27 protein-coding genes are annotated in these 25,000 nt (G+C 44.9%); 25 read left to right on the forward strand and 2 right to left on the reverse strand.

Going from position 1 to position 25,000, the window contains the following annotated elements; translation table 11 throughout:
• Positions 1 to 94 precede the first annotated feature (94 nt).
• The 20 genes from MHH63_RS06935 (at position 95) to MHH63_RS07030 (ending at position 18,380) form a co-directional block, all read left to right on the forward strand.
• Positions 95 to 964, forward strand: a complete 870-nt coding sequence (locus MHH63_RS06935; RefSeq protein ID WP_076127631.1) for a heptaprenyl diphosphate synthase component 1 — start codon at positions 95 to 97, stop codon at positions 962 to 964.
• Between the two features lie 9 nt (positions 965 to 973).
• Positions 974 to 1,720, forward strand: coding sequence for a demethylmenaquinone methyltransferase (locus MHH63_RS06940; protein WP_076127632.1), 747 nt, complete (start codon positions 974 to 976; stop codon positions 1,718 to 1,720).
• Positions 1,713 to 2,585, forward strand: coding sequence for a UbiA-like polyprenyltransferase (locus MHH63_RS06945; protein WP_076127498.1), 873 nt, complete (start codon positions 1,713 to 1,715; stop codon positions 2,583 to 2,585). The genes MHH63_RS06940 and MHH63_RS06945 overlap by 8 nt, the downstream gene beginning before the upstream one ends.
• Positions 2,585 to 3,187, forward strand: coding sequence for a UbiX family flavin prenyltransferase (locus MHH63_RS06950; protein WP_036676229.1), 603 nt, complete (start codon positions 2,585 to 2,587; stop codon positions 3,185 to 3,187). Before MHH63_RS06945 ends, MHH63_RS06950 begins: the two co-directional genes overlap by 1 nt.
• 4 nt (positions 3,188 to 3,191) lie before the next feature.
• Positions 3,192 to 4,052 (forward strand): menaquinone biosynthetic enzyme MqnA/MqnD family protein, encoded by an 861-nt coding sequence (locus tag MHH63_RS06955; protein ID WP_076127500.1) that lies wholly within the window; start codon positions 3,192 to 3,194, stop codon positions 4,050 to 4,052.
• Positions 4,049 to 5,017, forward strand: coding sequence for a polyprenyl synthetase family protein (locus MHH63_RS06960; RefSeq protein ID WP_076127501.1), 969 nt, complete (start codon positions 4,049 to 4,051; stop codon positions 5,015 to 5,017). The genes MHH63_RS06955 and MHH63_RS06960 overlap by 4 nt, the downstream gene beginning before the upstream one ends.
• A 99-nt stretch (positions 5,018 to 5,116) precedes the next feature.
• On the forward strand, positions 5,117 to 5,560 hold the full coding sequence (gene ndk / locus MHH63_RS06965; protein ID WP_076127503.1) for a nucleoside-diphosphate kinase: 444 nt from the start codon (positions 5,117 to 5,119) through the stop codon (positions 5,558 to 5,560).
• A 27-nt stretch (positions 5,561 to 5,587) separates the two neighbouring features.
• Positions 5,588 to 6,391 carry a CheR family methyltransferase gene (locus MHH63_RS06970; RefSeq protein WP_036676236.1) on the forward strand — a complete coding sequence of 268 codons (804 nt, stop codon included), beginning with the start codon at positions 5,588 to 5,590 and terminating at the stop codon, positions 6,389 to 6,391.
• Positions 6,392 to 6,496: 105 nt separating this feature from the next.
• Positions 6,497 to 6,658: a hypothetical protein gene (locus MHH63_RS06975; RefSeq protein WP_169744788.1), complete on the forward strand. Its 162-nt coding sequence runs from the start codon at positions 6,497 to 6,499 to the stop codon at positions 6,656 to 6,658.
• A 192-nt stretch (positions 6,659 to 6,850) separates the two neighbouring features.
• Positions 6,851 to 8,020, forward strand: coding sequence for a chorismate synthase (aroC, locus tag MHH63_RS06980; RefSeq protein WP_076134686.1), 1,170 nt, complete (start codon positions 6,851 to 6,853; stop codon positions 8,018 to 8,020).
• A gap of 2 nt (positions 8,021 to 8,022) precedes the next feature.
• On the forward strand, positions 8,023 to 9,126 hold the full coding sequence (gene aroB, locus MHH63_RS06985; protein ID WP_076184012.1) for a 3-dehydroquinate synthase: 1,104 nt from the start codon (positions 8,023 to 8,025) through the stop codon (positions 9,124 to 9,126).
• Entirely contained in the window at positions 9,120 to 9,494 is a 375-nt protein-coding gene (gene aroH / locus MHH63_RS06990; RefSeq protein WP_076127508.1) for a chorismate mutase, read from the forward strand. Before aroB ends, aroH begins: the two co-directional genes overlap by 7 nt.
• 432 nt (positions 9,495 to 9,926) lie before the next feature.
• A complete protein-coding gene (trpE, locus tag MHH63_RS06995) occupies positions 9,927 to 11,492 on the forward strand; it encodes an anthranilate synthase component I (protein ID WP_076127509.1) in 1,566 nt (521 codons plus the stop codon).
• A 41-nt stretch (positions 11,493 to 11,533) separates the two neighbouring features.
• Complete coding sequence (trpD, locus tag MHH63_RS07000) at positions 11,534 to 12,574, forward strand: anthranilate phosphoribosyltransferase (protein ID WP_175618936.1); 1,041 nt, start codon at positions 11,534 to 11,536, stop codon at positions 12,572 to 12,574.
• A complete protein-coding gene (trpC, locus tag MHH63_RS07005; RefSeq protein WP_036676246.1) occupies positions 12,564 to 13,394 on the forward strand; it encodes an indole-3-glycerol phosphate synthase TrpC in 831 nt (276 codons plus the stop codon). The genes trpD and trpC overlap by 11 nt, the downstream gene beginning before the upstream one ends.
• Positions 13,387 to 14,064 carry a phosphoribosylanthranilate isomerase gene (locus tag MHH63_RS07010; RefSeq protein WP_076281431.1) on the forward strand — a complete coding sequence of 226 codons (678 nt, stop codon included), beginning with the start codon at positions 13,387 to 13,389 and terminating at the stop codon, positions 14,062 to 14,064. Before trpC ends, MHH63_RS07010 begins: the two co-directional genes overlap by 8 nt.
• Positions 14,061 to 15,260, forward strand: coding sequence for a tryptophan synthase subunit beta (gene trpB / locus MHH63_RS07015; RefSeq protein ID WP_076127515.1), 1,200 nt, complete (start codon positions 14,061 to 14,063; stop codon positions 15,258 to 15,260). Before MHH63_RS07010 ends, trpB begins: the two co-directional genes overlap by 4 nt.
• Positions 15,257 to 16,081, forward strand: coding sequence for a tryptophan synthase subunit alpha (gene trpA / locus MHH63_RS07020; RefSeq protein ID WP_076127517.1), 825 nt, complete (start codon positions 15,257 to 15,259; stop codon positions 16,079 to 16,081). The genes trpB and trpA overlap by 4 nt, the downstream gene beginning before the upstream one ends.
• Before the next feature lie 60 nt (positions 16,082 to 16,141).
• The gene (gene hisC / locus MHH63_RS07025; RefSeq protein WP_076127634.1) at positions 16,142 to 17,239 is read left to right on the forward strand and encodes a histidinol-phosphate transaminase; all 1,098 of its coding nucleotides are present in this window, start codon (positions 16,142 to 16,144) and stop codon (positions 17,237 to 17,239) included.
• Positions 17,240 to 17,285: 46 nt separating this feature from the next.
• Entirely contained in the window at positions 17,286 to 18,380 is a 1,095-nt protein-coding gene (locus MHH63_RS07030) for a prephenate dehydrogenase (RefSeq protein ID WP_036676253.1), read from the forward strand.
• A gap of 476 nt (positions 18,381 to 18,856) precedes the next feature.
• Here MHH63_RS07030 and MHH63_RS07035 read toward each other — a convergent pair whose 3' ends face one another.
• Positions 18,857 to 20,161: a CynX/NimT family MFS transporter gene (locus MHH63_RS07035; protein WP_081383403.1), complete on the reverse strand. Its 1,305-nt coding sequence runs from the start codon at positions 20,159 to 20,161 to the stop codon at positions 18,857 to 18,859.
• 217 nt (positions 20,162 to 20,378) lie between these two features.
• A complete protein-coding gene (locus MHH63_RS07040; protein WP_038572428.1) occupies positions 20,379 to 20,945 on the reverse strand; it encodes a helix-turn-helix domain-containing protein in 567 nt (188 codons plus the stop codon).
• A gap of 231 nt (positions 20,946 to 21,176) precedes the next feature.
• On the opposite strand from MHH63_RS07040, the gene MHH63_RS07045 reads away from it, so the two are divergent.
• From MHH63_RS07045 to MHH63_RS07065, 5 genes are all read left to right on the forward strand, one after another.
• Positions 21,177 to 21,314 (forward strand): hypothetical protein, encoded by a 138-nt coding sequence (locus MHH63_RS07045; protein ID WP_341171337.1) that lies wholly within the window; start codon positions 21,177 to 21,179, stop codon positions 21,312 to 21,314.
• Between the two features lie 552 nt (positions 21,315 to 21,866).
• Positions 21,867 to 22,454, forward strand: a complete 588-nt coding sequence (locus MHH63_RS07050; RefSeq protein ID WP_036676255.1) for an RNA polymerase sigma factor — start codon at positions 21,867 to 21,869, stop codon at positions 22,452 to 22,454.
• A 152-nt stretch (positions 22,455 to 22,606) separates the two neighbouring features.
• A complete protein-coding gene (locus MHH63_RS07055) occupies positions 22,607 to 23,053 on the forward strand; it encodes a hypothetical protein (protein WP_051490909.1) in 447 nt (148 codons plus the stop codon).
• Positions 23,054 to 23,231: 178 nt separating this feature from the next.
• Positions 23,232 to 23,819, forward strand: a complete 588-nt coding sequence (locus MHH63_RS07060) for a histidine phosphatase family protein (RefSeq protein WP_076127520.1) — start codon at positions 23,232 to 23,234, stop codon at positions 23,817 to 23,819.
• 89 nt (positions 23,820 to 23,908) lie between these two features.
• Entirely contained in the window at positions 23,909 to 24,994 is a 1,086-nt protein-coding gene (locus MHH63_RS07065; RefSeq protein ID WP_076127522.1) for a hypothetical protein, read from the forward strand.
• Positions 24,995 to 25,000 lie beyond the last annotated feature (6 nt).

Below are 25,000 nucleotides of genomic sequence, written 5' to 3' on the forward strand. Positions count from 1 at the left end.
TGTATCACAGTGCGTGACAAAAAAACATGTGATATAATAGACAAGATTGTGAACAAAGGAATTAATATAAATGTCAATGGCTTCGGAGGCTGAAATGAAACCGTACTGCATACCGCAACTGGCAAAACCCTACACCGACTACGACATGATTCAGAAGCATACGGATTTGCCGCCGTTTTCTGATGGCCGGGGTCATTTGTTATATATTTTTCTAAACCATGGATCTTCTGTAAAAGGAAGTACTGGTGAGTTGTATACGCTCGTAACCGCACTTATTCAACTTGGACTAGATACACATGAGGTAATTGACCGCTCGAATGATAGACGCGGTGGAGATCCTATGCGTTCCCGTCAATTAAAGGTATTGGCTGGTGATTATTTTAGTAGCTGGTTTTACCATCTGCTTGCAAAGAGTGATCAGATTGAGATGGTTGGAATCTTGAGTAAGGCGATTGCTGATTTCAATGTCTTGAAAGCGAACCTCTATGTGAAGATGAGAGGAATCCGTCTTTCGGCTGAACAATACTTGCGGCACATGGTACAGCTCAATATGCGGCTGTTCCTTTCTTTTACGCCCATGATCGAGAATTCCTTAGTGGAATTGTGGGAGAAGTTATTGACAGAGTTCAGTCAGTGCGAAACTGTTGCCATAGAGCTTCAGCGTTGTGATAACCTTGAGAATGCAAGCAATGGTTATTGCTACTGGAAGATGCTGGAGTCAGCGACAGAGGAAGAACGCAAACAGCTTCAAGACCAGAACCTTGATCAGAAGGACTGGAAGATGCTGAAGATGAAATATAAATGTGATTCTCTGCTGACGGACAAGCTCCATCAGTCGATTCAGTCGATTCAGGGACTATTACAAAGCGTTAAAGACGAAAGCCTGCTTAGAGAGCTTGAGATAGCGCTGGATCGTATTCTCCTGCAGATGAAAGTCTCAGGACAAGCAGCCGTGGAGGGTTAGTGGATGACTATGGACAAAACTACAACTGCTGTGGGTGATAACAGCAAGCCGAAGGAACAGTTTGTGCACTCGGTGTTTGAGAGTATTGCAGGTAAATATGATTTGATGAATGACATCTTAAGCTTTCGTCGGCATAAGGCTTGGCGTAAGTTCACGATGAAGAAGATGGGTATGAAGCGCGGGGATTCAGCTGTAGACTTATGCTGCGGCACTTGCGATTGGAGCATTGCCTTGGCCGAAGCCTCACAGACAGGGAATGTGATAGGGCTCGACTTCAGTGCAGGCATGCTTGAAGTGGGGCGCCGTAAGGTGGAGGAGCGCAAGCTTCAGGACCGGATCTCTCTCGTACAGGGCAACGCTATGGAGTTGCCTTTTGAAGACAACGCATTTGATTATGCAACGATTGGTTTTGGACTCCGCAACGTACCGGATCTTGTTCAAGTGCTGAACGAGATGAAACGGGTGGTGAAGCCCGGAGGAATGGTGGTCTGCCTGGAGCTTTCCAAGCCGATGAAACAACCGTTTAAAGGTATCTATTTCTTTTATTTTCAGCGTGTACTCCCATTGCTGGGCAAGTTATTCGCTAAAAGGTATGAGCAATACAAATGGTTGCCAGAATCGCTGGCGCTGTTCCCTGACCGGGAGCAATTAGCTGCTATTTTCCGTGAAACCGGACTGCAAAAAGTGGAATCCTTCCCCTTGACCGGAGGCATCGCGGCATTACATATTGGGCTCAAGGAGAACGGGAATGTTTAAGAAAATCGGTATCTTTTTACAAATGATCAAGTTTGAACATACGGTATTTGCTTTACCTTTTGCTTTTATGGGCGCTTTACTTGGTTCCGTTGTCATGTTTGGCACACTACCTACCTGGAGCCAGATTGGTTGGATCGTAGTGGCTATGTTTGGGGCACGGAGCGCTGCTATGGGTCTGAATCGACTGATTGACCGGATAAGTGATGCTAAGAATCCACGCACAGCGGGAAGAGCTATTCCTGCAGGATTATTGAAGATCGGTGAAGTCGTCATTTTTATCGGCATTTCGTTTTTCTTACTCTTTTGGGCAGCCTTTAAGCTGAATCCTTTGTCGGCCAAGCTCTTGCCAATCGCAGTTTTCCTTCTTGTCATTTATTCATTTACTAAGCGCTTTACATGGGCCTGCCATCTTATCCTCGGTCTGACCATTGCGCTTGCACCTTTAGGCGGTTGGGTAGCTGTAACTGGTAGTGTGAATTGGACTTCAATGGTATTTTATTTCACTATTGTGTTTTGGACTGCAGGTTTTGATGTAATTTATTCTTGTCAGGATGTTGAGTTTGATCTAAAAGAGGGCTTGAAGTCCATTCCGGTTCGGTTCGGGGTTCAAGGTGCACTCTTTATTGCCCGCGTATTTCACATTCTCACGGCGATTGGTTTCGTATCGTTGCTGTTTATGACGGATTTAAGCTGGTGGTATGTAGCAGGCATGATCATCGCATATATCATTCTCTTTTATGAGCACTACATTGTATCTCCGAGTGACCTGAGCCGTCTGCAGACTGCTTTTTTCACTATGAACGGCGTATTGAGCATCGTGGTGTTCTCTTTCACTTTGATTGACTTGGTGGTGCAGTTCTACTAATGACGCTTACTAAACCGAAAAACATCGTGGTTGGAATTACAGGAGCAAGCGGTGCGATATATGGTGTTCGTCTAACTGAAACCTTGCTGTCACTAGGCTACTCCGTGCATTTGGTAGTTAGCAATGCGGGCTGGCGCGTATTTAAAGAAGAACTTGGCTATATCGCATCAGACCGGGAGGGCTTTTTGAACGAAAGGTTCAAAGGCTATCCCGGTTCTCTGCTTTATCATCCTGTTGCGGATATCGGCGCATCCATTGCAAGTGGTTCGTTTCGTGTGGAAGGGATGATTATTATGCCTTGCTCTATGGGAACATTATCCGCGGTAGCGAATGGGACCTCTGATAATCTGATGACACGTGCTGCTGACGTTATGCTCAAGGAAGGCCGCCCACTGGTGCTTGTACCTCGTGAGACTCCACTGCATGCTATTCATCTAGAGAATATGTTGAAGCTGTCCCGTCTGGGAGTTCGGATGATTCCCGCAATGCCGGCTTTTTATTTTGGGCCGCAAAGTATGGATGATCTGATTAATTTCATGGTGGGCAAAGTGCTTGACAGCTTTAATATTGAACACAATTTATTTCGAAGATGGGGGGATTGAAAGGATGGACAATAACAGCCACACCATCATTGGCAAAATCAGCTATACCAACTCATGGCCGGTATTTCACAATTTTCATCCCTCTGCACTGAAATATCCTGCAGAGATGGTGAGTGAGGTACCTGCCATTCTTAATCAGGGGATGAGCCGTGGAACTATTCATGTAGGTGCTTTATCCTCTTTTGCTTATGCTGAGGCCAGTGACAAATTATTACTTCTACCTGATTTATCGGTTAGCGCGGACGGTCCTGTGAGATCAATATTCCTTTTTTCCAGGGTGCCATTTGCTCAGATTGGCAGCGGTAAGATCGCTGTTACGAATACTTCTGCAACCTCAGTAAATTTGCTGAAAATTTTAATGGAAAAAGCTTTTGGCAATAAACCGGAGTATATTAGCGCTAATCCTGATTTGGATGACATGATGCATGAAGCGGATGCCTGTTTATTAATTGGTGATAATGCTATTAAGGCCTCATGGCAGGATCAAGGTTATATCGTTACTGATCTAGCTGAGGTTTGGAAGGAATGGACGGGCTTAGGGATGACCTTTGCGGTCTGGGCAGTGAATCGAAAGGCTGCGGAGGACAAACCGGAAGCTATTTCTGAGATTGCAGAGGCTTTTGCCGAGAGTAAAATGCGGGGATTGAGAGATTTAGATCCTATTGTACAAGCAGCTTGTTCTAACATTGGAGGAACAAAGTCTTATTGGGAAGGGTACTTCCGCAATTTATGTTATGATTTTGGAGAAAGGCAGCAGCAAGGTTTGAACCTCTATTTCCGCTATGCCTATGAGATGGGCCTGCTGCCGCAGGAAGTGAAGATGGAGATTTGGAGCCATAAACTGTTGACACGGGTGAAAGAATGAAACGACTGCAAATATTCGGATTACTGAACAGAGATATGGATCAGATTGAAAAAGAGCTGTACCGCAGTGTACAGGGGGATGACGATCTGCTTACAGAAACCTCCCTGCATTTATTAAAGGCAGGCGGCAAAAGATTACGTCCCGTATTTGTCCTAATGGGCGGGAAATTCGGTAAGTATGATCTGGAAAAACTGAAACGGGTGGCGATACCGTTAGAGTTGATCCATAGCGCTTCACTGGTCCATGATGATGTGATCGACGATGCAGAATTGCGCCGTGGTGAACTCACCGTGAAAGCAAAATGGGGCGATAAAATTGCCATGTACACTGGTGACTACATATATGCAAAAGCGCTGGTTATGACTACGGAGCTGAAGAATCCACGAATTCATCAAATTCTGTCTAAGGCGATGATCGAAATGTCGATCGGAGAGATGGAGCAGATTCGTGACTTTTTCAACAGTGAGCAAAGTGTACGTCATTATCTACGGCGTATCCGCCGCAAAACAGCCCTGCTGATTGCAGTTAGCTGCCAACTCGGCGCTCTTGCTGCTGAGGCAGATCCAGAAGTAGCTCGTCTGCTTTATAATTATGGATATAACGTGGGTATGGCGTTCCAGATTCGTGATGATTTACTGGATCTCTCAGGCACAGAGAAACAGATCGGTAAACCTCCGGGCAGTGATATGCGGCAAGGAAACATTACACTTCCAGTGATTTATAGTCTTGAGGATGAGCGACTGCGCGAGTCATTGCTTGAGGAACTGAAGTCTATACGTGAGGGACATAGCACGGTAGGACATGCGATTGATCTCATTCTTTCCGGAGACGGAATCGCCCGTTCTGAGGAGCTCGCTTCACGTTATATCGACAAGGCGCTGGCGGCGCTGGAACAATTGCCTAACAATAAGACTAAGCGCAATCTGCGCGATATTGCGTATTTTATAACAGGTAGAAGTTATTGATCTTCTGGTGAGATTGAAATTAAACGTTTCCAGAAAGCAATGTTTCTGTTAAGATAGCGTCAAAACAACCCTTCAAATGGGAAAATGGAGAGTGCTTCTATGGAAAAGACGTATCTGATGGTCAAGCCTGATGGAGTTCAACGTGGATTAATAGGGCGTATTGTTGCCCGCTTTGAGGATAAGGGGTTTAAATTGGTCGCTGCTAAACTGATTACAGTGAGTGAGGATCAAGCGAAAAGACATTATGCTGAGCATGCAGGCAAAGACTTTTTTTCAGAGCTGGTCTCTTTCATCACTTCAGGTCCAGTGTTTGCAATGGTATGGGAAGGCGATGATGTCGTAACTTTATCCCGGACACTCATAGGCAAAACAAAAGTTGGAGAAGCTCTGCCAGGCACGATTCGTGGCGACTTTGCCAGCCATACACCACTTAATTTAATTCATGGATCAGACTCGCCTGAAAGTGCAGAACGGGAAATTGCTAATTTCTTTGCTCCAGATGAACTGAATCAGTATAACAAAGACATCGCAGTCTGGATGTAAGGTCCAGGTGGGAGGCAGGGGATTAACATGTCTGATCGTAATGTTGCAGCATTAACAACAGATCCAGATTATAGCGGATTTATTCACAACGTTAAACAAAGCACCGGAATTGATCTGGCTCAATATAAAGAAGCACAGATGAAGCGGCGTTTGACGACTCTTCGGATGAAGAATGGTTATCATACCTTCAGTGATTTTTTTGCAGCGATGATGAAAAATAAGGACTTATTTTATGAATTTTTAGATCGAATGACGATCAATGTCTCTGAGTTCTGGCGGAATCCGAATCGCTGGGAAGTTTTGCGGGATATTATCCTCCCTGACCTCCAGCAGTCGGGCCGCAAATTAAAGCTGTGGAGCGCGGCATGTTCCACAGGCGAAGAGCCTTACACGCTGGCTATGATTTTGTCGGACAAGAATATATTGGCGCAGACAGGTATTCTTGCCACTGACATTGATGATGGCGCTTTATCCAAAGCAAAGCAGGGTCTTTATTTGGAACGTTCTTTAAAGGATGTGCCGAAAGACGTGGCAGCACGTTATTTTACGCCGGAAGGCCCTGTCTTCAAGGTCAGCGATTCACTTAAGAAAAACATAGATTTCCGCAAACAAAATTTGCTCTTGGACAAGTTCGACGAAGGTTTCGATCTTATTATTTGTCGCAATGTAATGATCTATTTTACTGAAGAAGCGAAGAACAAGCTCTATCATAAGTTTTCGGCTAGCTTACGTCCGGGTGGTTATTTGTTTGTGGGCAGCACAGAGCAAATCTTTACACCGGCTCAATATGGCTTTGAATCGACGGAAACTTTTTTCTATCGTAAAAAATAAATACTTTTTGCTCCTTCGCCATTAACTTCAAAGGTATACTTTCGCAAAAGTTCAGTGATACTGGATAGTAGAATCTGTACGCTAAGTGAAAGGAAAGTTAAACCGATGGACAAAAGCAAGGTCATTGCCGCGTACAAACGAGGCTTTATCACCGTTCGTGAGTGCGGGCAAATTCTCGGTGTGGAGGAAATGCAATTGGAGCGCCTTCTGCAGCTGGAAGAGCGTAAGTCTACATTCCCTCCACCAAGCCAGCGGCTCGGCAGCTAACAAGCTGAGGACCCAGCCGAGGAGCGCCATTCATACTCTTAAGGGTATGGATGGCGCTTTTTATTTCGGTATACATACAGTGTTTCTAGGGAGATCCCTTTCTTGTCAAAGCGGATTCCCTATACTATAATGAGCAAAGATCATAGGATTTTAGCGGTTTACAGTTTAAAAGTATAAAAGGGGGAAGACATCATGAGTTTACGCTATTTAACAGCGGGGGAAACGCACGGCCCCCAGCTAACGGCTATTATTGAGGGATTGCCAAGTAATTTAACTTTGGATTTTGAAGAGCTTAACTTTCAATTGCATCGTCGACAAAAGGGATACGGACGTGGACGCCGCATGCAGATTGAGAAAGATACGGCACAGATTGTAGGTGGAGTACGTCACGGCTATACTACGGGTGCTCCGGTAGCCTTGGTAGTAGAGAACAAGGATTGGACTCACTGGAAGAACATTATGAATATTGAACCTATTCCAGGCAGTGATGAAGAAAAACGCCGGGTAAATCGGCCGCGTCCTGGACATGCAGATTTGAATGGTGGATTGAAGTACAATCATACGGATCTTCGCAACGTTCTGGAGCGCTCCAGTGCCCGCGAAACCGCAGCCAGAGTCGCATGTGGCGCTGTAGCCAGACAGCTGCTGGCAGCTTTTGGTGTGAAAGTAGCAGGTCAAGTCATTCGCATTGGTGAAATTGAGGCTCCTGCAAATGATCTGCCTATCGATGAGCTGATTGAACGGACAGAACAGTCTTCTGTCAGAGTTGTCGACAAAGAAACAGAACAGAAAATGGAGGCTTACATAGATCAGATCAAGGAAGAGGGCGACTCCATCGGTGGAATCGTTGAATGTATCGTCGAAGGACTGCCCATTGGACTTGGCAGCTATGTACAGTCAGATCGGAAGTTAGACGGGGCAATTGCTGGGGCAGTAATGTCGATTAATGCCTTCAAAGGCGTTGAAATCGGCATTGGGTTTGAAGCAGGTAAATTGCGTGGATCGCAAGTCCATGATGAAATTATGTATGAAGCTTCTAAAGGATACTATCGCGCAAGCAATCGTTTAGGCGGTTTTGAAGGCGGGATGACGAATGGCATGCCGGTAGTGGTTCGTGGTGTTATGAAGCCTATTCCTACCTTGTATAAGCCACTTCAAAGTGTAGATATCGATACGAAAGAACCTTTTACTGCTCAAGTAGAACGTTCGGATGCATGTGCAGTTCCAGCGGCATGTGTGGTTCTGGAAAGCGTAGTGGCATGGGAAGTTGCTAAAGCATTTCTTGATAAATTCGGCGGGGATTCTCTCGAAGAAATTAAAGCGAATTATGAAAACTATCTTGCACAATTGGAGAGTTATTAATCATGCGTACAATCAATGTAGATTTGGGAGATCGTTCTTATCCAATCCACATCGGTAGTGGTCTGCTGCAGAACATTGCCCAGTACTGTGCTGAGGCTGGACTGTCCACTCGTAGCCCGCTACTGGTTGTGAGTGATAGTGAAGTAGCTCCACGGTATTTACCGGCGCTTGAAGAAGCTCTACGTCAGCAAGGTTATACCGTAGTAAGCCATATTATGCCGGCAGGGGAAGCATCCAAATCATTAACCGTGTATGAAGAGGTTATGACGACCGCGATTCAAGCGGGACTGGATCGCAACTCAGCGGTGTTGGCTTTAGGTGGCGGGGTTGTTGGTGATTTAGCTGGTTTTGTAGCAGCTACCTACATGCGCGGAATAGGATTTCTACAAATTCCAACGACGATTCTAGCCCATGACAGCAGCGTAGGCGGCAAAGTGGCTGTCAATCATCCACTAGCCAAAAATATGGTTGGTGCGTTCTATCAACCTTCGCTGGTGCTTTACGATTTGGATACCCTTCGCACGCTTCCGCCGCGCCAAGTCTCTTCTGGCTTAGCTGAAGTAGTGAAGCATGGTCTGATTATGGACAAAGAATTCGCATATTGGTGCCGTGAACATGCTGATGAGCTGCTTGCTCTGAATGCTGAAGCCCTGGGTTATGCCCTTGAGCGCGGTTGTGCGATCAAAGCTCATGTCGTGGCGAACGATGAACGTGAGCATGGACTTCGGGCGATCCTGAATTTAGGCCATACGATCGGCCATGCTATTGAAGCGGTTGGCGGATACGGTGTGTTTTTGCACGGTGAAGCGATTGCGATTGGTATGGCGGGTTCGGCGCTGCTGGCTGTAAAGCTTGGACGTGACCGATCCATCTATGAGGATACAGTATCTATGTTATCTGCACTTTCACTGCCTATACAGCTTCCTTCTGAATATGATGAAGAGGAGCTAATGGAAGCGATGATGCATGATAAGAAATTCAAAGAAGGCAGAATGACTTTTATTGTGCCTGATGCCATAGGAGCTGTTAGTATTGTAAACGATGTACAGGAATCGCTTGTGCGAGAGGTTCTGGCAGAGCTTAAAAAGGAGGGGAAACCGTGGTAAATCGAGGGATTCGCGGAGCAACTACCGTGATTAATAACGAAGAAACAGAGATTTTGCGTGAAACCGTTGTGCTGCTGCGGGAGATCGTTGAACGCAATAATGTTATAGCTGAGGATATTAGCAATGTATGGATTACGATGACCAATGATCTGGATGCTACTTTTCCGGCAAGAGCCATTCGTGAGATTGAGGGCTGGGAAATGGTGCCGCTTATGTGTTCAACCGAGATCCCGGTCAAAGGCAGCCTGCCGATGTGTATCCGGTTAATGGTGCAGTTTAATACGGATAAATCACAGCGTGAGATCCGCCATGTGTATCTGAATGAAGCTCAGAAGCTTCGTCCGGATTTGTCGCAGAGTAAGTCTTAAATTTGAGTTGTGGGTTGTCAATGACCCTTGTCATCATGTATAGTGTAATTAGCCGAGTATAGAAGAGTTTAGTTGAGTTGAGATGAGTATAGTTGAGCAGAGTGCAAGAAATTTTTGCGAATATAAGAAAGTATAAGCTTTGTTCTATACATTCTTATATTTCACGCATATACGCTTACCGTCCTTATAAGGATGCTGAAGACGTTTATGCCTGATTAGCAGTTTTTGTGTACGCAGAGTCTTTATTTTGATATGTACTGGAGTGTTATTTCACATCCGTGATGTATCTTATTTAGAGATAAGTCTGTAGGCACAACATAACGATGCTGATCATTGCTCAAAAACATATACTTACTTACACAAACCCTCTACTTTGGTAGAGGGTTTTTCTGTGTTTCGGAAAGATTTATATAACTGAGGGGGCATCTAAAAATGACGAATCCGAGTGTTCAAGAGGTGGTAAAGCTGTCGCAGGATTATAATCTGATTCCTGTTGTGAAGCGGCTGCTGGCTGATATGGAAACACCTATCCGGTTATTCCAACGTTTTGCTGAACGTGACCGCGCGTTCTTACTAGAAAGTGTAGAGGGTGGCAAACAATGGGCCCGGTATTCGTTCATCGGCAGCGATCCCTTTTTAATGATATCGGGAAAAAAGGGTGCGATTAACGTAGAGATCGACGGTAAGAAAAAACAGCTGCATGGAAAGCCGATTGAGGAGCTTAAGGCGCTGCTTCGTTCATACCGTAGCCCTAAGCTGGATGAGATGCCGCCATTTACTGGAGGAGCGATCGGATTTTTTGGATATGATCTGCTGCAATATTATGAGAAGCTGCCTGAGCATCCAGTAGATGATCTCCAAATGGATGATATCCGGTTTATGTTCTGTGATCGCATCATTGTTTTTGATCATGTGAAACAACAAATTCTCCTAGTTGGCAACCTGCATGTTAAAGACGGTGATACGGACTCAGATATCAAATCCAATTACGAAAGCTTAAGTCGTAAGCTTGAGGATATGGCCGAAGAGCTGCAGAAGGAAGGGCCTAAGGAAAATGTGAACCGCCGCAGCATTCCGCAGGATATTGAGCTGGGTGAGATTCATTCCAACCTGACTAAAGAACAATATATCAACAACGTAGAACAAGCGAAGGAATACATTCGGGCTGGCGATATTTTTCAAGTGGTGTTGTCGCAGCGCCTGCATATTGAAACGGAAGTTTCTCCACTGCATGTATACCGGATGCTCAGGACGCTTAACCCATCTCCATATATGTATTATTTGAAAATGGATGAAGAGATTATTGTTGGAACCTCACCGGAAGCGCTCGTAAAGGTAGATGGAAACCGTGTGGAGACACGGCCGATTGCCGGAACAAGACCAAGAGGTGAAAGTGAAGCTTCGGATCGTGCTTACGCCGCGGAGCTGCTGGAGGATGAAAAAGAACGTGCAGAGCACTTGATGCTAGTTGATCTAGGTCGTAATGATTTAGGAAGAGTGTCCAAATTCGGCTCTGTAAAATGTGATTCCTTTATGGAAATTGAAAGATACTCTCATGTCATGCATATGGTTTCGAATGTGTCAGGCACGCTTAGCGAGGATAAAGATTTCTTTGATGCCTTTCTCTCCTGTCTGCCAGCCGGTACTGTCTCAGGAGCACCTAAGCTACGGGCAATGGAGATTATTGCTGAATTGGAGCGAGAAGCCCGTGGTGCTTATGCGGGGGCGATTGGATATTTGGGATTCTCGGGAAATATGGATTCATGTATCACCATCCGTACAATCATCTTCCGTAAGGGCAGAGCATATGTGCAGGCTGGAGCGGGTATCGTTTGGGACTCGGTTCCGGAGAAAGAGTATGAAGAGACGGTGAATAAAGCGAAGGGCATGCTAAAAGCTATTCGTATGGCAGAGGCTATGTTCCCACCCGAGATAAAAGAGAAACAAGTCATCAATCAAGATTACATGTACGCATATACCCCTGAACAGGTGGTTTGATTAATAAAAAAGATTACATTAAGGCTGGGAGGATGAACATTATGGATGCAACAAAATTGATACAATCAGGAATTGCTGGACTAATCGAAGGCAAAAGTCTGACACGTGTAGAAGCACGGGATATAATGGGTGCAATCATGCTGGGAGAGGCTTCACAGGCGCAAATCGGATCACTGCTAACCGCTTTACGGATTAAGGGAGAGACCGTGGAGGAGATTACGGGGTTTGCGGAAGCCATGAGAGGTTTCGGCACACCTGTCCTTACTGAAAAAGCGCGTCTGCTAGATACATGTGGTACGGGCGGTTCCGGCATCCATAAGTTTAATATTTCTACCGCCTCAGCGATTATTTCATCAGCGGCTTCGGTACGAGTTGCCAAACATGGCAACCGCTCAGCTTCCGGTAGAGCAGGAAGTGCAGATGTACTTGAAGCTTTGGGCGTCAACATTCATCTGAATGCGGATCAGGCTCGGGAATGCTTGGATCGAATCGGCATTTGTTTTTTATTCGCACAAATCTATCATCCTTCGATGCGGCATGCGGCAGCACCGCGTAAAGAGCTTGGAGTGCGGACGATTTTTAATATGCTTGGTCCGCTTACGAATCCCGCTGGTGCTGACCGTCAGCTGCTGGGGATTTATGATCGGAATAAGACAGAGACGGTGGCTAATGTACTGAAGGAGCTGGGGTCCAAGCGTGCGATGGTTGTTAGCAGCTTGGATGGTCTGGATGAAATCAGCATCTCGGCCCCTACATTAGTGTCTGAGCTAAAAGAGGGCATCGTAACCACGTATGAGGTAACGCCAGAGGCATTAGGTCTTAACAGACATCCATTGGAAGCTGTGCTGGGTGGAGATGCAGCTGAAAATGCGGCGATTATTACCTCGGTCCTTCAAGGGCAGATGAATCCTTATCGCGATATCGTTCTTGCTAACGCCGGAGCCTGTATATATGTTGCTGGTCTGGCAGATACCATGGCCGGAGGCGTAGAGAGAGCAAAAGAAGTAGTGGATTCAGGCAAGGCACTATCCAAGCTTAATCAGCTTGTAGCTATGACGGAGGAACTTAATTATGTATCTTGATAAAATTGTCGCGACTAAGATTAAAGAGGTTGAACTGCTCAGTAAAAACTTTTCGCTGGCACAAGCAGAGCGTGATATTGCGCTTCTTCCGGCAACAAGAGGCTTTCGTAAGGCTCTGACCCAAGGGAAGAACAGAGATATGGGCTTGATCGCTGAGGTGAAGAAGGCTTCTCCTTCCAAAGGGTTGATCCGTGAGGATTTTGATCCTGTTTCCATTGCAAAAGGGTATGAAGCTGGAGGTGCAGATTGCTTATCTGTTCTGACGGACACAGAATATTTCCAGGGCAGCGCAGCTTATCTGCAGCAAGTGAAAGAAGCTGTAAATCTGCCGCTGCTTCGCAAAGATTTTATTATCGATGAGAAGCAGATCTACGAAGCACGTCTTCTCGGAGCGGATGCCGTGTTGTTAATCGTCGCTATTTTGACACCGGCACAACTATCTCATTTTATAGATATAGCTTCAGGGCTTGGATTGGATATCTTGATTGAGGTGCATGACCGAAATGAACTGGCGGTTGTACTGAGCACAGAAAAGATAACCCAACCTAACGTCCTGCTAGGAATTAATAACCGTAATCTACGTACCTTTGAGACCTCTTTGGAGACAACAGCCGAGCTGGCAGCTCTTGTGCCGCAAGGTGTTCCAGTGATCAGCGAAAGTGGAATTTCCGGGTCAAAAGACATCGGCTACCTAAGAACTACTGGTGCTCACGGAGTGCTCGTTGGGGAGTATCTAATGCGTCAAGCTAACGTAGAGGATGCGGTTAACGGTCTGCTCGGTGAGCTTCCTAATGGAAAGGACCGTGTCCGGCATGGCTGAGACATTAGTAAAAATCTGTGGACTTCAGGACGTTGAAGTGCTAAAATCTATGTTACACTTACCACTAGATTATATCGGATTTGTTTTTGCACCTAGCCGCCGGAAGGTATCCATAGAGCGTGCTGCCGAACTGATTGCAGAGCTTCCAAATTGGAAGACTGGTGAAATTCCTAAGGCTGCCGGGGTTTTTGTTAATCCGGAGCTGGATGAGTTGAACGAATTGCTGTCTGTGGTGCATTTAGATGTAATTCAGCTTCATGGACAGGAGAGTCCAGCTTTTTGCCAGCAGGTTCGCCGAGCTTATCCACAGGTTCAGGTATGGAAGGCACTGTCCGTTGCGGATCAAGAGCGGGATAAAGCTGAAAATGAATATAGCTTGGAAGATTACGCAGCTGCAGTAGATGCGGTTTTATTAGATACTTATGATCCATTGCAGAGTGGCGGCTCCGGCCGAACGTTCGCTTGGAATAAATTACCTACTTACCAAGAAATTGCAGTACAACATGACTTGCCCTTGTTTGTGGCTGGAGGGCTTCATACAGATAATGTTGGTGAATTGCTTGATACCTATGCCCCGTATGGGGTAGACGTGTCGAGTGGAGTAGAGACTGACGGCATTAAGGATATTCAAAAAATGACAGCTTTTGTGGAAAGGGTGAAGCAATCATGATACAAGTACCGGACCAGCATGGACGTTTCGGTTCATTCGGAGGCCGCTTCGTGCCCGAGACTTTGATGAATGCATTGATTGAGTTGGAGGAGGCCTACCGTAAGTTTTCGGCAGATCCAGCTTTTCAGGAAGAAATAGATTATCTATTAAAGCAGTATTCCGGACGGGAGACCCCGCTGTATTATGCGGAACGGCTGAGCAAACATCTGGGAGAAGCTAAAATATATCTGAAGCGTGAAGATTTGAATCATACAGGTGCCCATAAGATTAACAATGCGATTGGTCAAGGGATTTTGGCCAAAATGATGGGAAAAACGAAGGTAATCGCTGAGACGGGTGCGGGTCAACATGGTGTAGCCACAGCTACAGTTGCAGCTTTGCTAGGTATGGAATGTAAGGTGTTTATGGGGGAAGAGGATACACGTCGCCAGGCCCTTAACGTATTCCGGATGAAGCTGCTTGGTGCAGAAGTGATTCCCGTTACTTCCGGATCGCGTACTTTAAAAGATGCCGGCAACGAAGCGCTTCGCTACTGGGTTAGCAATGTAGATGATACCTTCTATATATTGGGTTCAGCTGTAGGACCGCATCCTTATCCGATGATGGTTCGTAACTTTCAGCGGGTTATTGGGGATGAAACACGGCGCCAGATTCTGGAGGCTGAAGGAAGGCTGCCGGATGTGCTCGTAGCTGCTGTAGGCGGTGGCAGTAATGCCATCGGTATGTTCTATCCATTTGTTGAGGATGAAAATGTCGGTATGATTGGTGTAGAGGCGGCTGGTAAAGGCATTGATACCCCTTTTCATGCGGCAACAATGAGTAAAGGAACTCATGGCGTATTCCAGGGATCGATGAGTTATCTCCTGCAGGATGAGCATGGACAAGTAACAGAAGCACATTCCATCTCCGCAGGCCTGGATTATCCTGGTGTAGGTCCTGAACACTCCTATCTAAAAGATATCGAACGCGCAAAATATGTCCCGATTACAGATGCAGAGGCGCTAGATGCACTGAAGCTGCTATGTGTAACGGAAGGCATTATTCCAGCGTTAGAATCGGCGCATGCGATAGCACATGTTGTAAAAATGGGTCCAACCCTTACTAAGGATGACATTGTTGTCATCTGCCTGTCAGGCCGGGGAGACAAAGACGTAGAATCCATTATGGCGTATACAGAAGGGAAGGGAACTGAATGACAACCCAAACTACAAACCGGATGGATTTGGTATTCCGAAAGCTAAAAGCTGAGAACCGGACCGCATTGATTCCTTTTCTGACTGTTGGAGATCCGGATTTGGAGACTACTCTTGCCATCATCACTGAACTGGAGACAGCAGGGGCAGATATTCTGGAGCTAGGAGTACCATACTCTGATCCGCTTGCAGACGGCCCTGTAATTCAGCGAGCATCTGCCCGGGCACTGCGGGGTGAAGTTCACCTGCGCACTTGCATGGAGACCGCGTTAAAGGCTCGTGAAGCCGGCAGCAGTTTGCCATTTATCTTGTTTTCTTATTACAATCCTATTCTGCAAATGGGTCTAGATACGTTTTTTGCTGATCTGAACAAACATGAAATTAGCGGACTTATTATCCCGGATCTTCCCGTTGAGGAATCAGCGGAGATGCGGCGCCGTAGTGATGAAGTTGGAGTCAACCTCATTCCTTTAGTTGCACCAACCTCAAGCGAACGTATTGCAAAGATTGTATCCGGTGCGAGCGGGTTTATCTATTGTGTATCTTCATTAGGGGTGACTGGAGAAAGATCCTCTTTCCATGCGGATGTAGAAGCCTTTATTGATTCCGTTCGTCAAGCTACGGATCTGCCAGTGGCTGTAGGATTTGGGATCTCTACTGGCGAACAGGTTGCCCGTTTTGCTCAGATTTGCGATGGTGTTGTAGTAGGGAGTGCCATTGTCCGCAAAATAGAAGAGGTAATTCCGTTGCTCGATCATCCTGCTACGCGGAATGAGGGACTGTTGCAAATTCGAGAATTTGTGGCACAATTAAAAAGACCATAACAGTGTCATTCTGACCTGTGTATAGTGGAGTAATCAACTATGGAGAGCGAGGACTATTGTATGAATCCAAAACCGAATATAGTTAATCTCCCTGTCTACAAACCAGGGAAACCTATAGACGAAGTCAAGAAGGAGCTTGGCTTAAGTGAGGTTATTAAGCTTGCATCCAATGAGAACCCGTATGGAGCTTCACCGAGTGCAAAAGAAGCAATTCTAGCAGAACTTGAGAATCTTTATCTTTATCCGGACGGCTCAGCCGTTGAATTGACTTCAGCACTTTCCAGCCGTCTTGGCGTGAATAACGACAATATTATTTTTGGCTGTGGCTCAGATGAGATTATTGCACTTATTGCTCGTGCCTTTTTCTTACCGGGTGATGAGACAATCATGGCGGACCAAACCTTCTCCGTGTATAAGAGTAACGCAGACATCGAAAGTGCGGTATCTATTGAGGTGCCACTTGTAAAAGGTACACATGATCTGGATGGGATGCTGGCCCGTATAACGGACCGCACTAAGGTTATCTGGATCTGTAATCCGAATAACCCAACAGGTACGATTGTTCCAGAGGAAGCTTTGGTTTCTTTCCTGGATGCTGTGCCTTCCAATGTAATGGTTGTCCTTGATGAGGCATATTGTGAGTATGTAACAGATCTTTCATACTCCAATGGCATCCAGTTGCTGACTCGTTACAAGAATCTGGTTGTGCTCCGCACATTCTCCAAAATTTATGGCTTAGCTGCATTGCGTATTGGATACGGTGTTGCGAGTCCTGAGATCATTTCGTTGATCAACAAGGTACGTGAGCCTTTTAATACCTCACGGCTTGCTCAAGCTGCAGCTCTTGCTGCTTTGAATGATCAAGATTACGTACAGGAATGTCGTCGTCTTAATAGCGCGGGTATTGTCCAATTGCAAGGTGAATTCAAACGTCTGGGCCTAGAATCCTTCCCGGCACACGGGAACTTCATCATGGTAGATGTTCGAAAGCCTGCTACAGAGGTCTTTGATGCTTTGATGCGTAAAGGAATCATCGTAAGAGCGGGTCATCAGGTTTATCCGACTTATATTCGGGTTACTGTGGGCTCGGCTGAGCAGAACACGGCTTTTATCACCGCGCTGGAACAAACTCTTATAGAGAGTGGAGTACGCGCCTAGTAATAACAGCAAGTCAAGACTAAAGAAGGCAGGTAGTTCAAAGAACATGACGACAAAAATAGCAATATTCGGTGTCGGTCTGATCGGAGGCTCACTGGCCCTTTGCTTTAAAGGCAAGGAGGGCCTGACCGTCGTTGGCCATGCCCACCGTCCTGAATCCGCGAGTAAGTATATTAGCAGAGGTGTGGTCGATAGTGCCACATTGTCTGTGGAGGAAGCGGCAATCGATGCCGATTTCATTTTTTTATGTGTGCCGGTGGGTATGCTAGAGGATTATTTGCAGCAGTTAAGCAAATTGCCGCTCAAGCCCGGCTGCATCATTACAGATGTTGGAAGTACGAAAGCTAGTATTGCCGCATGCGCGGTCTCTTTGGATATTCCTGGAGTACATTTTATCGGCGGTCACCCTATGGCAGGATCAGAGCGTTCAGGTGTTGAGGCAGCTTCATCGCTGTTGTTTGAGAATGCCTATTACGTATTAACGCCTCCACCGGGAGTGCCAGACGAGGCTTATCATGCGTTGGAGTCCTTACTCCACCTTACTAGAGCGCAGATTGTACGCCTTAATCCAGAACGTCATGATGAGATTGTAGGCGCCATTAGTCATTTGCCACATATTATTGCCGTTGCGCTGGTAAATCAGATTAAAGCTTATGATGATACTGACTCCTTGTATAGTACGTTAGCTGCAGGGGGCTTTCGGGATATTACACGGATTGCGTCCAGTGATCCAATTATTTGGCGTGATATCTTGTTAAACAATCGTTCAGTGATGCTTCGTTTATTGAAGGATTGGAACGAGGAAGTTTCTTCTTTTGTTCGTTTGCTGGAAAGTGAAGATGGTGTAGGGATTGAAGAGGCATTTCATGAAGCCAATGGCTTCCGTAGTCAATTGCCTGAACGGCGTAAAGGTATGATAGCACCTTTATTTGACCTACATATTGATGTACCGGATCATCCGGGGATTATCGGTCGTATTGCTACAGAGCTGGGGGATCAAGGAATTAACCTTAGCAACGTACAAATTATCGAAAGCCGTGAAGATGTGCCGGGGATTATGCGTCTCTCTTTCCGTCAGGAGAACGATATGGAGCGGGCGAAGATCCTGTTGCAGCATCATGATTATACGGTATACGTGTAGTATTAAGGTTAGTTCGGGTTCATTTTTAAATCATAAAAAACAGTAAAATAGCGATTCTCATGTGAATAGAGAATCGCTATTTTTTTGTTTTTTGGGTTATTGGTTGCTTATTTCAACATGCCGTCAGTATCGTCATCGGCATCGGTACCACCATAAGTACCAGTATAAGTACCAGTATAAGTACCAGTATAAGTACCACCTAGTACTTACGGACCCTAATGACGTTATTTGCTCGTTTTTTGCCTTTGAAGCAGTCTTTCGGACTCCACAGACGCTATTTCACATAAAGAGGCTTATATTGGGTGTTTTTCGTGCCAATAGCTACTATGCGGTCCGTTAGCATCCCAAATGCGGATTAATGCTGCATTTAAGGTCAACTGTGTCCGATAGCGTCTTAGTACAAGCTAAATGTTTTTTGATCAACGAAGCAAAGAAAGGAGTGCCGCAAAATGCTTCCGGATTAATACCCGAAGACTCTAATTTAGGTTTGGTTTGTTGCAACTGTTCCCCAACTCGCTTTCTTCATTTCGATCAGTATTTCTTCCAAGAAATTCTCTGGTACTTGAGTTTGTTTCTTCGTAACTAGCTTGGCTACCTACAAAACGATTTCTTGCTGCTCCTAGACCGACAATAAAGAGTAAGACCGAAGCTCCAAGCAGTATGAAAAGTGGCACGTTCCAACTATTTGTCGTGTCATGCAAATATCCTATAAGGGCAGGACCAATTGCGGCAAGCAGATATCCGATCGATTGCGCCATACCAGACAGTTCCGCTGCTTGATGCGCATTTTTAGTACGTAAACCGAAAAACATCATGGACAAGCTAAAGGCACAGCCTCCACCAATTCCGAGTATGATGATCCACAACAGAATGATGTTGGAGCTTCCGTAAAGCAGTCCGAGCGTTCCCGTCAAAAGCAAAATGGTTGTAATGAACACTAACGAACGTTGATTTGACATTCGCCCTGCAATAACGGGGACAATAAAGGTAAATGGAAGCAGTGCTAACTGCATTATTGAGAGGTACCATCCTGATTGGCTTGAGTCAATGCCTTGCTGTTTTAAAATTTCAGGCAACCATGCGATCAGCACATAGAAAATCATAGACTGCATCCCCATAAACAAGGTTACTTGCCAGGCAAGAGGGGAACGCCAAACATTCACATCATTGCCGGTCATCTGTTGACTCGTCGAGGCTGTTTGCTTCGTACGCTTCCTTAATTGAGGCAACCAGCAGAGGATCGATACAAAGCTTAGGATCCCCCAAATTCCCAATGCACCCTGCCATTTTAAACCTGCGTTTGCAGCTAGCGGTACACTGATTCCCGAGGCGATCGCTCCAGATAAACTCATTGAAATTGCAAATACACCAGTCATGGCACCGATTTTATTAGGGAAATCACGTTTGATTAAACTTGGCATTAATACATTACAAACGGCAATTGCAAATCCAAGAATTGCAGTTCCAATATACAGATTTGCAGCCCCAGATAAAGAACGTATTACAATTCCAACAGTCAAAAAGATCAGGGCAAACAAAATTAAAAGTTCAACTCCATACCTACGTCCTAGTTTTGGTACTAGAGGCGATAATAAAGCAAAGGTAAGTAAAGGTACCGTTGTGATCAAGCCTGCTAAAGTATTGGAAATATGAACGTCATCCCTTATGAGACCCACTAAAGGACCGACCGAGGTTAAGGGAGCACGTAAATTTGCGGCAATAATAATAATGCCGAGTAGTAGCAGCCCTAAAGATGATGGTACGAATTTTTTATTCGGCATTCTTCATTTTCCCTCCCAGAATTAATGCGTACTAATATCCGCGCGGACAATGAAAGTATAGTATAATATATTAAATTTAACAATAAGTATTTTAAAGTTTACTTTATTGAGATGGTTCTATAAATTGAAATGCTTATATTAGATAAAAAAATACAACTCAGAGTTTCCATTTAGAATGGAATACTGAGTTGCATGTAATAGGTGAAATTTTCGACTTTTAGAAACCATATTTTAAGGAGATATGGAGCACTGTTTCGCTATTCGTATGATTGGTATAAGAGTGAGGGCGATCTGCACGAAAACTGATCGTATCATATTGATTCAATGTGTACATTTCTCCATCGACTCGTATTTCAATGGAACCAGTCATTACTGTCGCAATTTCAGTTGTATTCACATGATGACCTTCAGGGTGATACGAACTATTTGGCTGTAAGTAAGCCCGACACATTTCAATATCGTTGCTTACATTTTTAAAGACGGGTTCTATGATCCAATTCTTTTGATCATTAGAAAACCGAAGACCTTCGCCTGCTCGATACAAACTAACAGGGTCTTCAGATTTGAACAAAGCTAATAGGGGCAAAGATATGCCTTTTGAAATTTTCCATATTATCGCCAAAGTTGGGTTTGTCTCGCCACGTTCGATATTCCCCAGAGTAAGTTTACTTACGCCCGTTAATTCCGCTAAGTCGTCTAAGCTCATGTTTTTTTCTTTTCTGTACTTTTTCAAGGCACCGCCGATTTGTAGTACCAGTTGTTTTGATTCATCGATTTCATCCATTTCAAATTCACCTCAACAAATAACTTTATAGCTAGTATATTGTTTATCCTGACTCTTTTCCATACGATTAGGATTAGAGGGTGGATTACACACGCAGCTATGCAAATGACGTCTATGTAACGAACCTGCCCGTAGGCTTATCACCTTCCCCGGTTTAATCCTTTATTTTTGCAAAAGGAAGGATACCAATGGGGTGAGCGCAGAGGAGGCTATATTTGTAGTGATCATCCAATGAATGACGTACAAGAGAGCCGTAACGCAGGGCTGCCAGACATTTGGAAATGTAATGAGCATATCCCTCTTCAAGTGGACGTAGACGGGGTAATAGATAATTGTGGGGATTTGTGGAAGCTAATTCGCTCGCTATAGTAAAATAATCTAATATAGATCATCTAAAAAAAGGTAGAGCGCTTTCAGGACAAAAAAAGACCGCTTACAAAGTAAGCGGCTACAGTTCACAATAAATTGGAACCGTTAAGTATTGGATAGGAGTGGAGAGAAACCATACTGTACTTTTATTATATGTATACGTTTACATTTTGTCAACAGTTTTTAAAAATTGATAAATGTGTTATTTTTAAAGCCGGATTCTAAGTCAGAAATCCAATGTCGGGTCTTGCTGGCGAGTCGACCTATCTAAAGTCTATTAATGTCATCCTATGAGAATATGTGGTACAATAGAGCAGGTATGTTTCTAGATTCGTTTCTATATTTATGTAAAATTAGAAGTATGCCTTATTTCTTTTTGTCTTCTTCATATACATCATGCCTTAATTATCGGGTAGTTGAATATACATAGGTGTATTTCATAAAAAAACTAAAAATTTGCAGTAACACCGCAACTTTTAAAGCCCAAACCGGTATAATAAGTACGGACCGGATGGGAAAAGACGTGCAAGGGCGAGGAGGGCCAATCTCACCATGACGGATTCCCAGTTGATCCAGCAAATCAAACAAGGAAACACGGAATTATATTCAGAATTAATGCGTCGTTATCAACGTAAAATACTAGCATTTGTATATCATATGCTTAGAAATTCACATATGGAGCTTATCGCAGAGGACCTTTGTTCGGAGACCTTCTACAAGGCATTTCGTAGCTTGCATTCCTTTCGAGAGGTAGATGCTTCATTCTCAACATGGCTGTACACTATCGCCCGCAACACTGTTCTAAGTGAGCTTCGCAAGAACCGTGCCGGTAATGTATCTCTGGAAGAGAGTGGATATACACCAGTAGCACCGTTTGAAGTTGCACCCGAGCAGGCTGCATTGCGCAATGAACGGATGAATTTGGTCCGTGAGGCGATAAATAATCTTCCCGAAAAACAACGCTCTGCACTTATCCTACGTGAATATGATCAAATGGACTATCAAGAAATCGCAGAAATTTTAGATCAGAGTGTAAGCTCAGTGAAATCATTATTGTTTCGTGCCAGGAGTAGTGTGAAGCTTCAACTCGAATCCTATTTCAATGAGCCTGAAGTTGAAGAGCAGGTTGAGAGGGTGTAAGGCGAATGAATTGCAGGGAAGCGCAAGAATGTATTCCGCTCTTGTGGGACGCTCCCCCCACACTTCCTAGGCGGATTTTACTTGAAAGACATATTGAAACTTGTCCTTACTGCGCTGCAGAATGGGCTCTATGGCAAGAGAGCAGCCTGCTTATGCAAGATTTGAGGGAAGAGATCAGTGAAGAGCGTGCTGAAGCCATAAATGTTAAGGTCATGGAGCGGATTTATTTAGAGAGTCCATGGTTGATGCCCGGTGACGGGAAATCTGCTGGGACCTCTGCTATTGTTCGCCATCGGCTTAGCTTATGGATCGCATGCTTTCTGGCAATATTTCTGTCCAGCGTTCTTTATTTTACGATGTTCAGAACTCCAGGTGATGCAGTTGTTGCTCAGAGTGGAATTGTGGAGACAGGTGTCGCTGGATCCTCGATGGAATGGCAATCAACGTATCCAATTTTGGGCTCTGAAGGTGGGATCATTGAACCCCTTGTAGTAAGTATGGGACCCACTCATCCTCAATACTGGATGATGTTATCAATGTTAGGTGTAGGCTTTGCAGTATTTTCATTAACTAGGCTGAATCGTTATCGCCGATCATAGAGGGTTATTAGACATATGTCTTTGCTTCCGTTGTTTATAATATTCAGAACATTGAATGAGTCCCTTTACTTAATGTAATGAGGGGCTTTTTGCATTGTAAAACTCATAAAAAGAAGACTTTTTATTTCATCCATGTTACATTAAGAGACAAATACTTTGCTGAAAAGGGGGAGGCAACATGCTAATCGGCTTGATACGCCATGGATTGACGGACTGGAACGCGATAGGGAAAATACAGGGACAAAGTGATATTCCACTTAATGATGAAGGACGGATGCAAGCTGCAATGCTTGCTGACCGCTTATTACAGGAACCGTACAGCTGGGACTGCTGCGTTACTAGTAATCTTTCCCGCGCTGCTGAGACCGGTAAGATTATTGCTGACAAGTTAGGGATTCCGCTATTAGAACCTGATCAGCGTATCCGGGAACGTGCTTATGGGCAGGTAGAAGGGCTTACTGCCGCAGAACGTGAAGAGAAGTGGGGGAAGGAATGGAGCCAGCTCTCCCTCGGTCAAGAAACCGACGAACAGCTTCAGGCTCGGGCTCTTGCTTTTATGGAAGATATTTCTGCATTGCATCCCAATCGGAATATACTCGTCATATCCCATGGAGGATTTCTTGCTCAGCTGTATACTGCTCTTTACAAGGATAAGTATTCTGAACGAATTGGCAATCTATCCTTGACGATTCTGGAGAAGAAAGAGCGGGAATGGAACCCTATTTTATATAATTGTACTCGCCATATCCTGCAAAATCAGCATTAACCCGGGCTTCGGGTTATTTTTTTTGCAATAAAGGGAATAAAATAGGCAGTATTCCCCATAATGGTAGTAAAACGGTGAGGCGATAAAACATGAATCTGGCGGATATGCTTACTTATGCAGATATTGGACAACTGACCGCCATAGCGGGCCGCTACCGGTGTGAATGCAAACAGAATTCCAAACACGACTTGATCCAAAGTATTTTGATTATGCTTGGAAGCAGAAGTTTTATGGAGTCTCATATCCGGGAATGCACTCCGGAGGATTTAAGGTTTTTGAATACATTGCTTTTTGATGAACGCACCTACTTTAGTCTTGAGGATTTGTTGGCTGTGGCAAGGCAAGCGTCTTTTGATGCACCTGAAGGAAAAACTGGAGGTTTCCGGGAGATGGTCTCTCGCTTCAAGAGTGGAGGCTGGCTCTTTAGTGGTTCCTCACAGCAGACCAGATATTTGTACCAGGTACCCAAAGATTTAAAAGAGCGTTTTCGGGAGACGATGAGTGCGCATATCAAAGAGAGCATCGCAACTAGCCCTGAACCTGTGATGTATCGCAGTGAAGGAGAATTAATGATCAGTGATCTGGTAATGCTGCTGAGATATATTAAGGACAATGAGCCAGAACTGAATCAGGAAGGGGCAATGTATAGGCGTTATCAGCAAGGTGTGATGAACGCGCTTCATATTCCGGAGGAGCTTCTTAGCAAAGGCGGTTGGAGGTTTGGTTATGGGAGAGCTTGTGAGCATTATCCTCCAAGATTTGCGCTTTTGTATGACTATATTCGTCACCGCCGCTGGATCTCTGAGGAAGGCTTCCGGCTAAGGCTTACTGCGACCGGTGAGGCTGTGTTAAACGATGGAAAATGTGATTCGTTGATGCAGATATTCTCTTTTTGGTTAAGACTATATAAAGGGGCTGTGCCAAATCTACCTTCACTTGTGTATTGGATAAGCATCAGCGCCGGTAATTGGGTGACAGTACCTTCTTTAGTGGATGGTGTGGGGTGGCTAATTAAACCGTTTTATTATGACAGTGCTGCTTCTATTCTAGAGCAACGTATAATACGGATGATGGTGCACCTAGGGATGCTTAAATTGGGCGAGACTTCTGGTGGACTCGCTGTGATGATGACGCCATGGGGGATAGAGACAGCCGTGCCTAAGTATCTTCGGTAGAGGTGC

The sequence above is a fragment of the Paenibacillus sp. FSL H3-0310 genome (assembly GCF_038002785.1).
Taxonomy (GTDB): domain Bacteria; phylum Bacillota; class Bacilli; order Paenibacillales; family Paenibacillaceae; genus Paenibacillus_AQ; species Paenibacillus_AQ odorifer.

Excerpts from the sequence above, each read along its gene's own strand:
- MHH63_RS06935 (WP_076127631.1), top strand. The coding sequence starts at position 95 with ATGAAACCGTACTGCATACCGCAACTGGCAAAACCCTACACCGACTAC.
- trpC (WP_036676246.1), top strand. The coding sequence starts at position 12,564 with ATGTATCTTGATAAAATTGTCGCGACTAAGATTAAAGAGGTTGAACTG.
- aroB (WP_076184012.1), top strand. The coding sequence starts at position 8,023 with ATGCGTACAATCAATGTAGATTTGGGAGATCGTTCTTATCCAATCCAC.
- MHH63_RS07040 (WP_038572428.1), bottom strand. The coding sequence starts at position 20,945 with ATGGATGAAATCGATGAATCAAAACAACTGGTACTACAAATCGGCGGT.
- MHH63_RS06955 (WP_076127500.1), top strand. The coding sequence starts at position 3,192 with ATGGACAATAACAGCCACACCATCATTGGCAAAATCAGCTATACCAAC.
- MHH63_RS07065 (WP_076127522.1), top strand. The coding sequence starts at position 23,909 with ATGAATCTGGCGGATATGCTTACTTATGCAGATATTGGACAACTGACC.
- MHH63_RS06940 (WP_076127632.1), top strand. The coding sequence starts at position 974 with ATGGACAAAACTACAACTGCTGTGGGTGATAACAGCAAGCCGAAGGAA.
- MHH63_RS06975 (WP_169744788.1), top strand. The coding sequence starts at position 6,497 with ATGGACAAAAGCAAGGTCATTGCCGCGTACAAACGAGGCTTTATCACC.
- MHH63_RS06970 (WP_036676236.1), top strand. The coding sequence starts at position 5,588 with ATGTCTGATCGTAATGTTGCAGCATTAACAACAGATCCAGATTATAGC.
- hisC (WP_076127634.1), top strand. The coding sequence starts at position 16,142 with ATGAATCCAAAACCGAATATAGTTAATCTCCCTGTCTACAAACCAGGG.
- MHH63_RS07060 (WP_076127520.1), top strand. The coding sequence starts at position 23,232 with ATGCTAATCGGCTTGATACGCCATGGATTGACGGACTGGAACGCGATA.
- aroC (WP_076134686.1), top strand. The coding sequence starts at position 6,851 with ATGAGTTTACGCTATTTAACAGCGGGGGAAACGCACGGCCCCCAGCTA.
- MHH63_RS07045 (WP_341171337.1), top strand. The coding sequence starts at position 21,177 with ATGAATGACGTACAAGAGAGCCGTAACGCAGGGCTGCCAGACATTTGG.
- trpD (WP_175618936.1), top strand. The coding sequence starts at position 11,534 with ATGGATGCAACAAAATTGATACAATCAGGAATTGCTGGACTAATCGAA.
- MHH63_RS07010 (WP_076281431.1), top strand. The coding sequence starts at position 13,387 with ATGGCTGAGACATTAGTAAAAATCTGTGGACTTCAGGACGTTGAAGTG.
- MHH63_RS06945 (WP_076127498.1), top strand. The coding sequence starts at position 1,713 with ATGTTTAAGAAAATCGGTATCTTTTTACAAATGATCAAGTTTGAACAT.
- trpB (WP_076127515.1), top strand. The coding sequence starts at position 14,061 with ATGATACAAGTACCGGACCAGCATGGACGTTTCGGTTCATTCGGAGGC.
- MHH63_RS06960 (WP_076127501.1), top strand. The coding sequence starts at position 4,049 with ATGAAACGACTGCAAATATTCGGATTACTGAACAGAGATATGGATCAG.
- MHH63_RS07055 (WP_051490909.1), top strand. The coding sequence starts at position 22,607 with ATGCAAGATTTGAGGGAAGAGATCAGTGAAGAGCGTGCTGAAGCCATA.
- MHH63_RS07035 (WP_081383403.1), bottom strand. The coding sequence starts at position 20,161 with ATGCCGAATAAAAAATTCGTACCATCATCTTTAGGGCTGCTACTACTC.
- trpE (WP_076127509.1), top strand. The coding sequence starts at position 9,927 with ATGACGAATCCGAGTGTTCAAGAGGTGGTAAAGCTGTCGCAGGATTAT.
- ndk (WP_076127503.1), top strand. The coding sequence starts at position 5,117 with ATGGAAAAGACGTATCTGATGGTCAAGCCTGATGGAGTTCAACGTGGA.
- MHH63_RS07050 (WP_036676255.1), top strand. The coding sequence starts at position 21,867 with ATGACGGATTCCCAGTTGATCCAGCAAATCAAACAAGGAAACACGGAA.
- trpA (WP_076127517.1), top strand. The coding sequence starts at position 15,257 with ATGACAACCCAAACTACAAACCGGATGGATTTGGTATTCCGAAAGCTA.
- MHH63_RS06950 (WP_036676229.1), top strand. The coding sequence starts at position 2,585 with ATGACGCTTACTAAACCGAAAAACATCGTGGTTGGAATTACAGGAGCA.
- MHH63_RS07030 (WP_036676253.1), top strand. The coding sequence starts at position 17,286 with ATGACGACAAAAATAGCAATATTCGGTGTCGGTCTGATCGGAGGCTCA.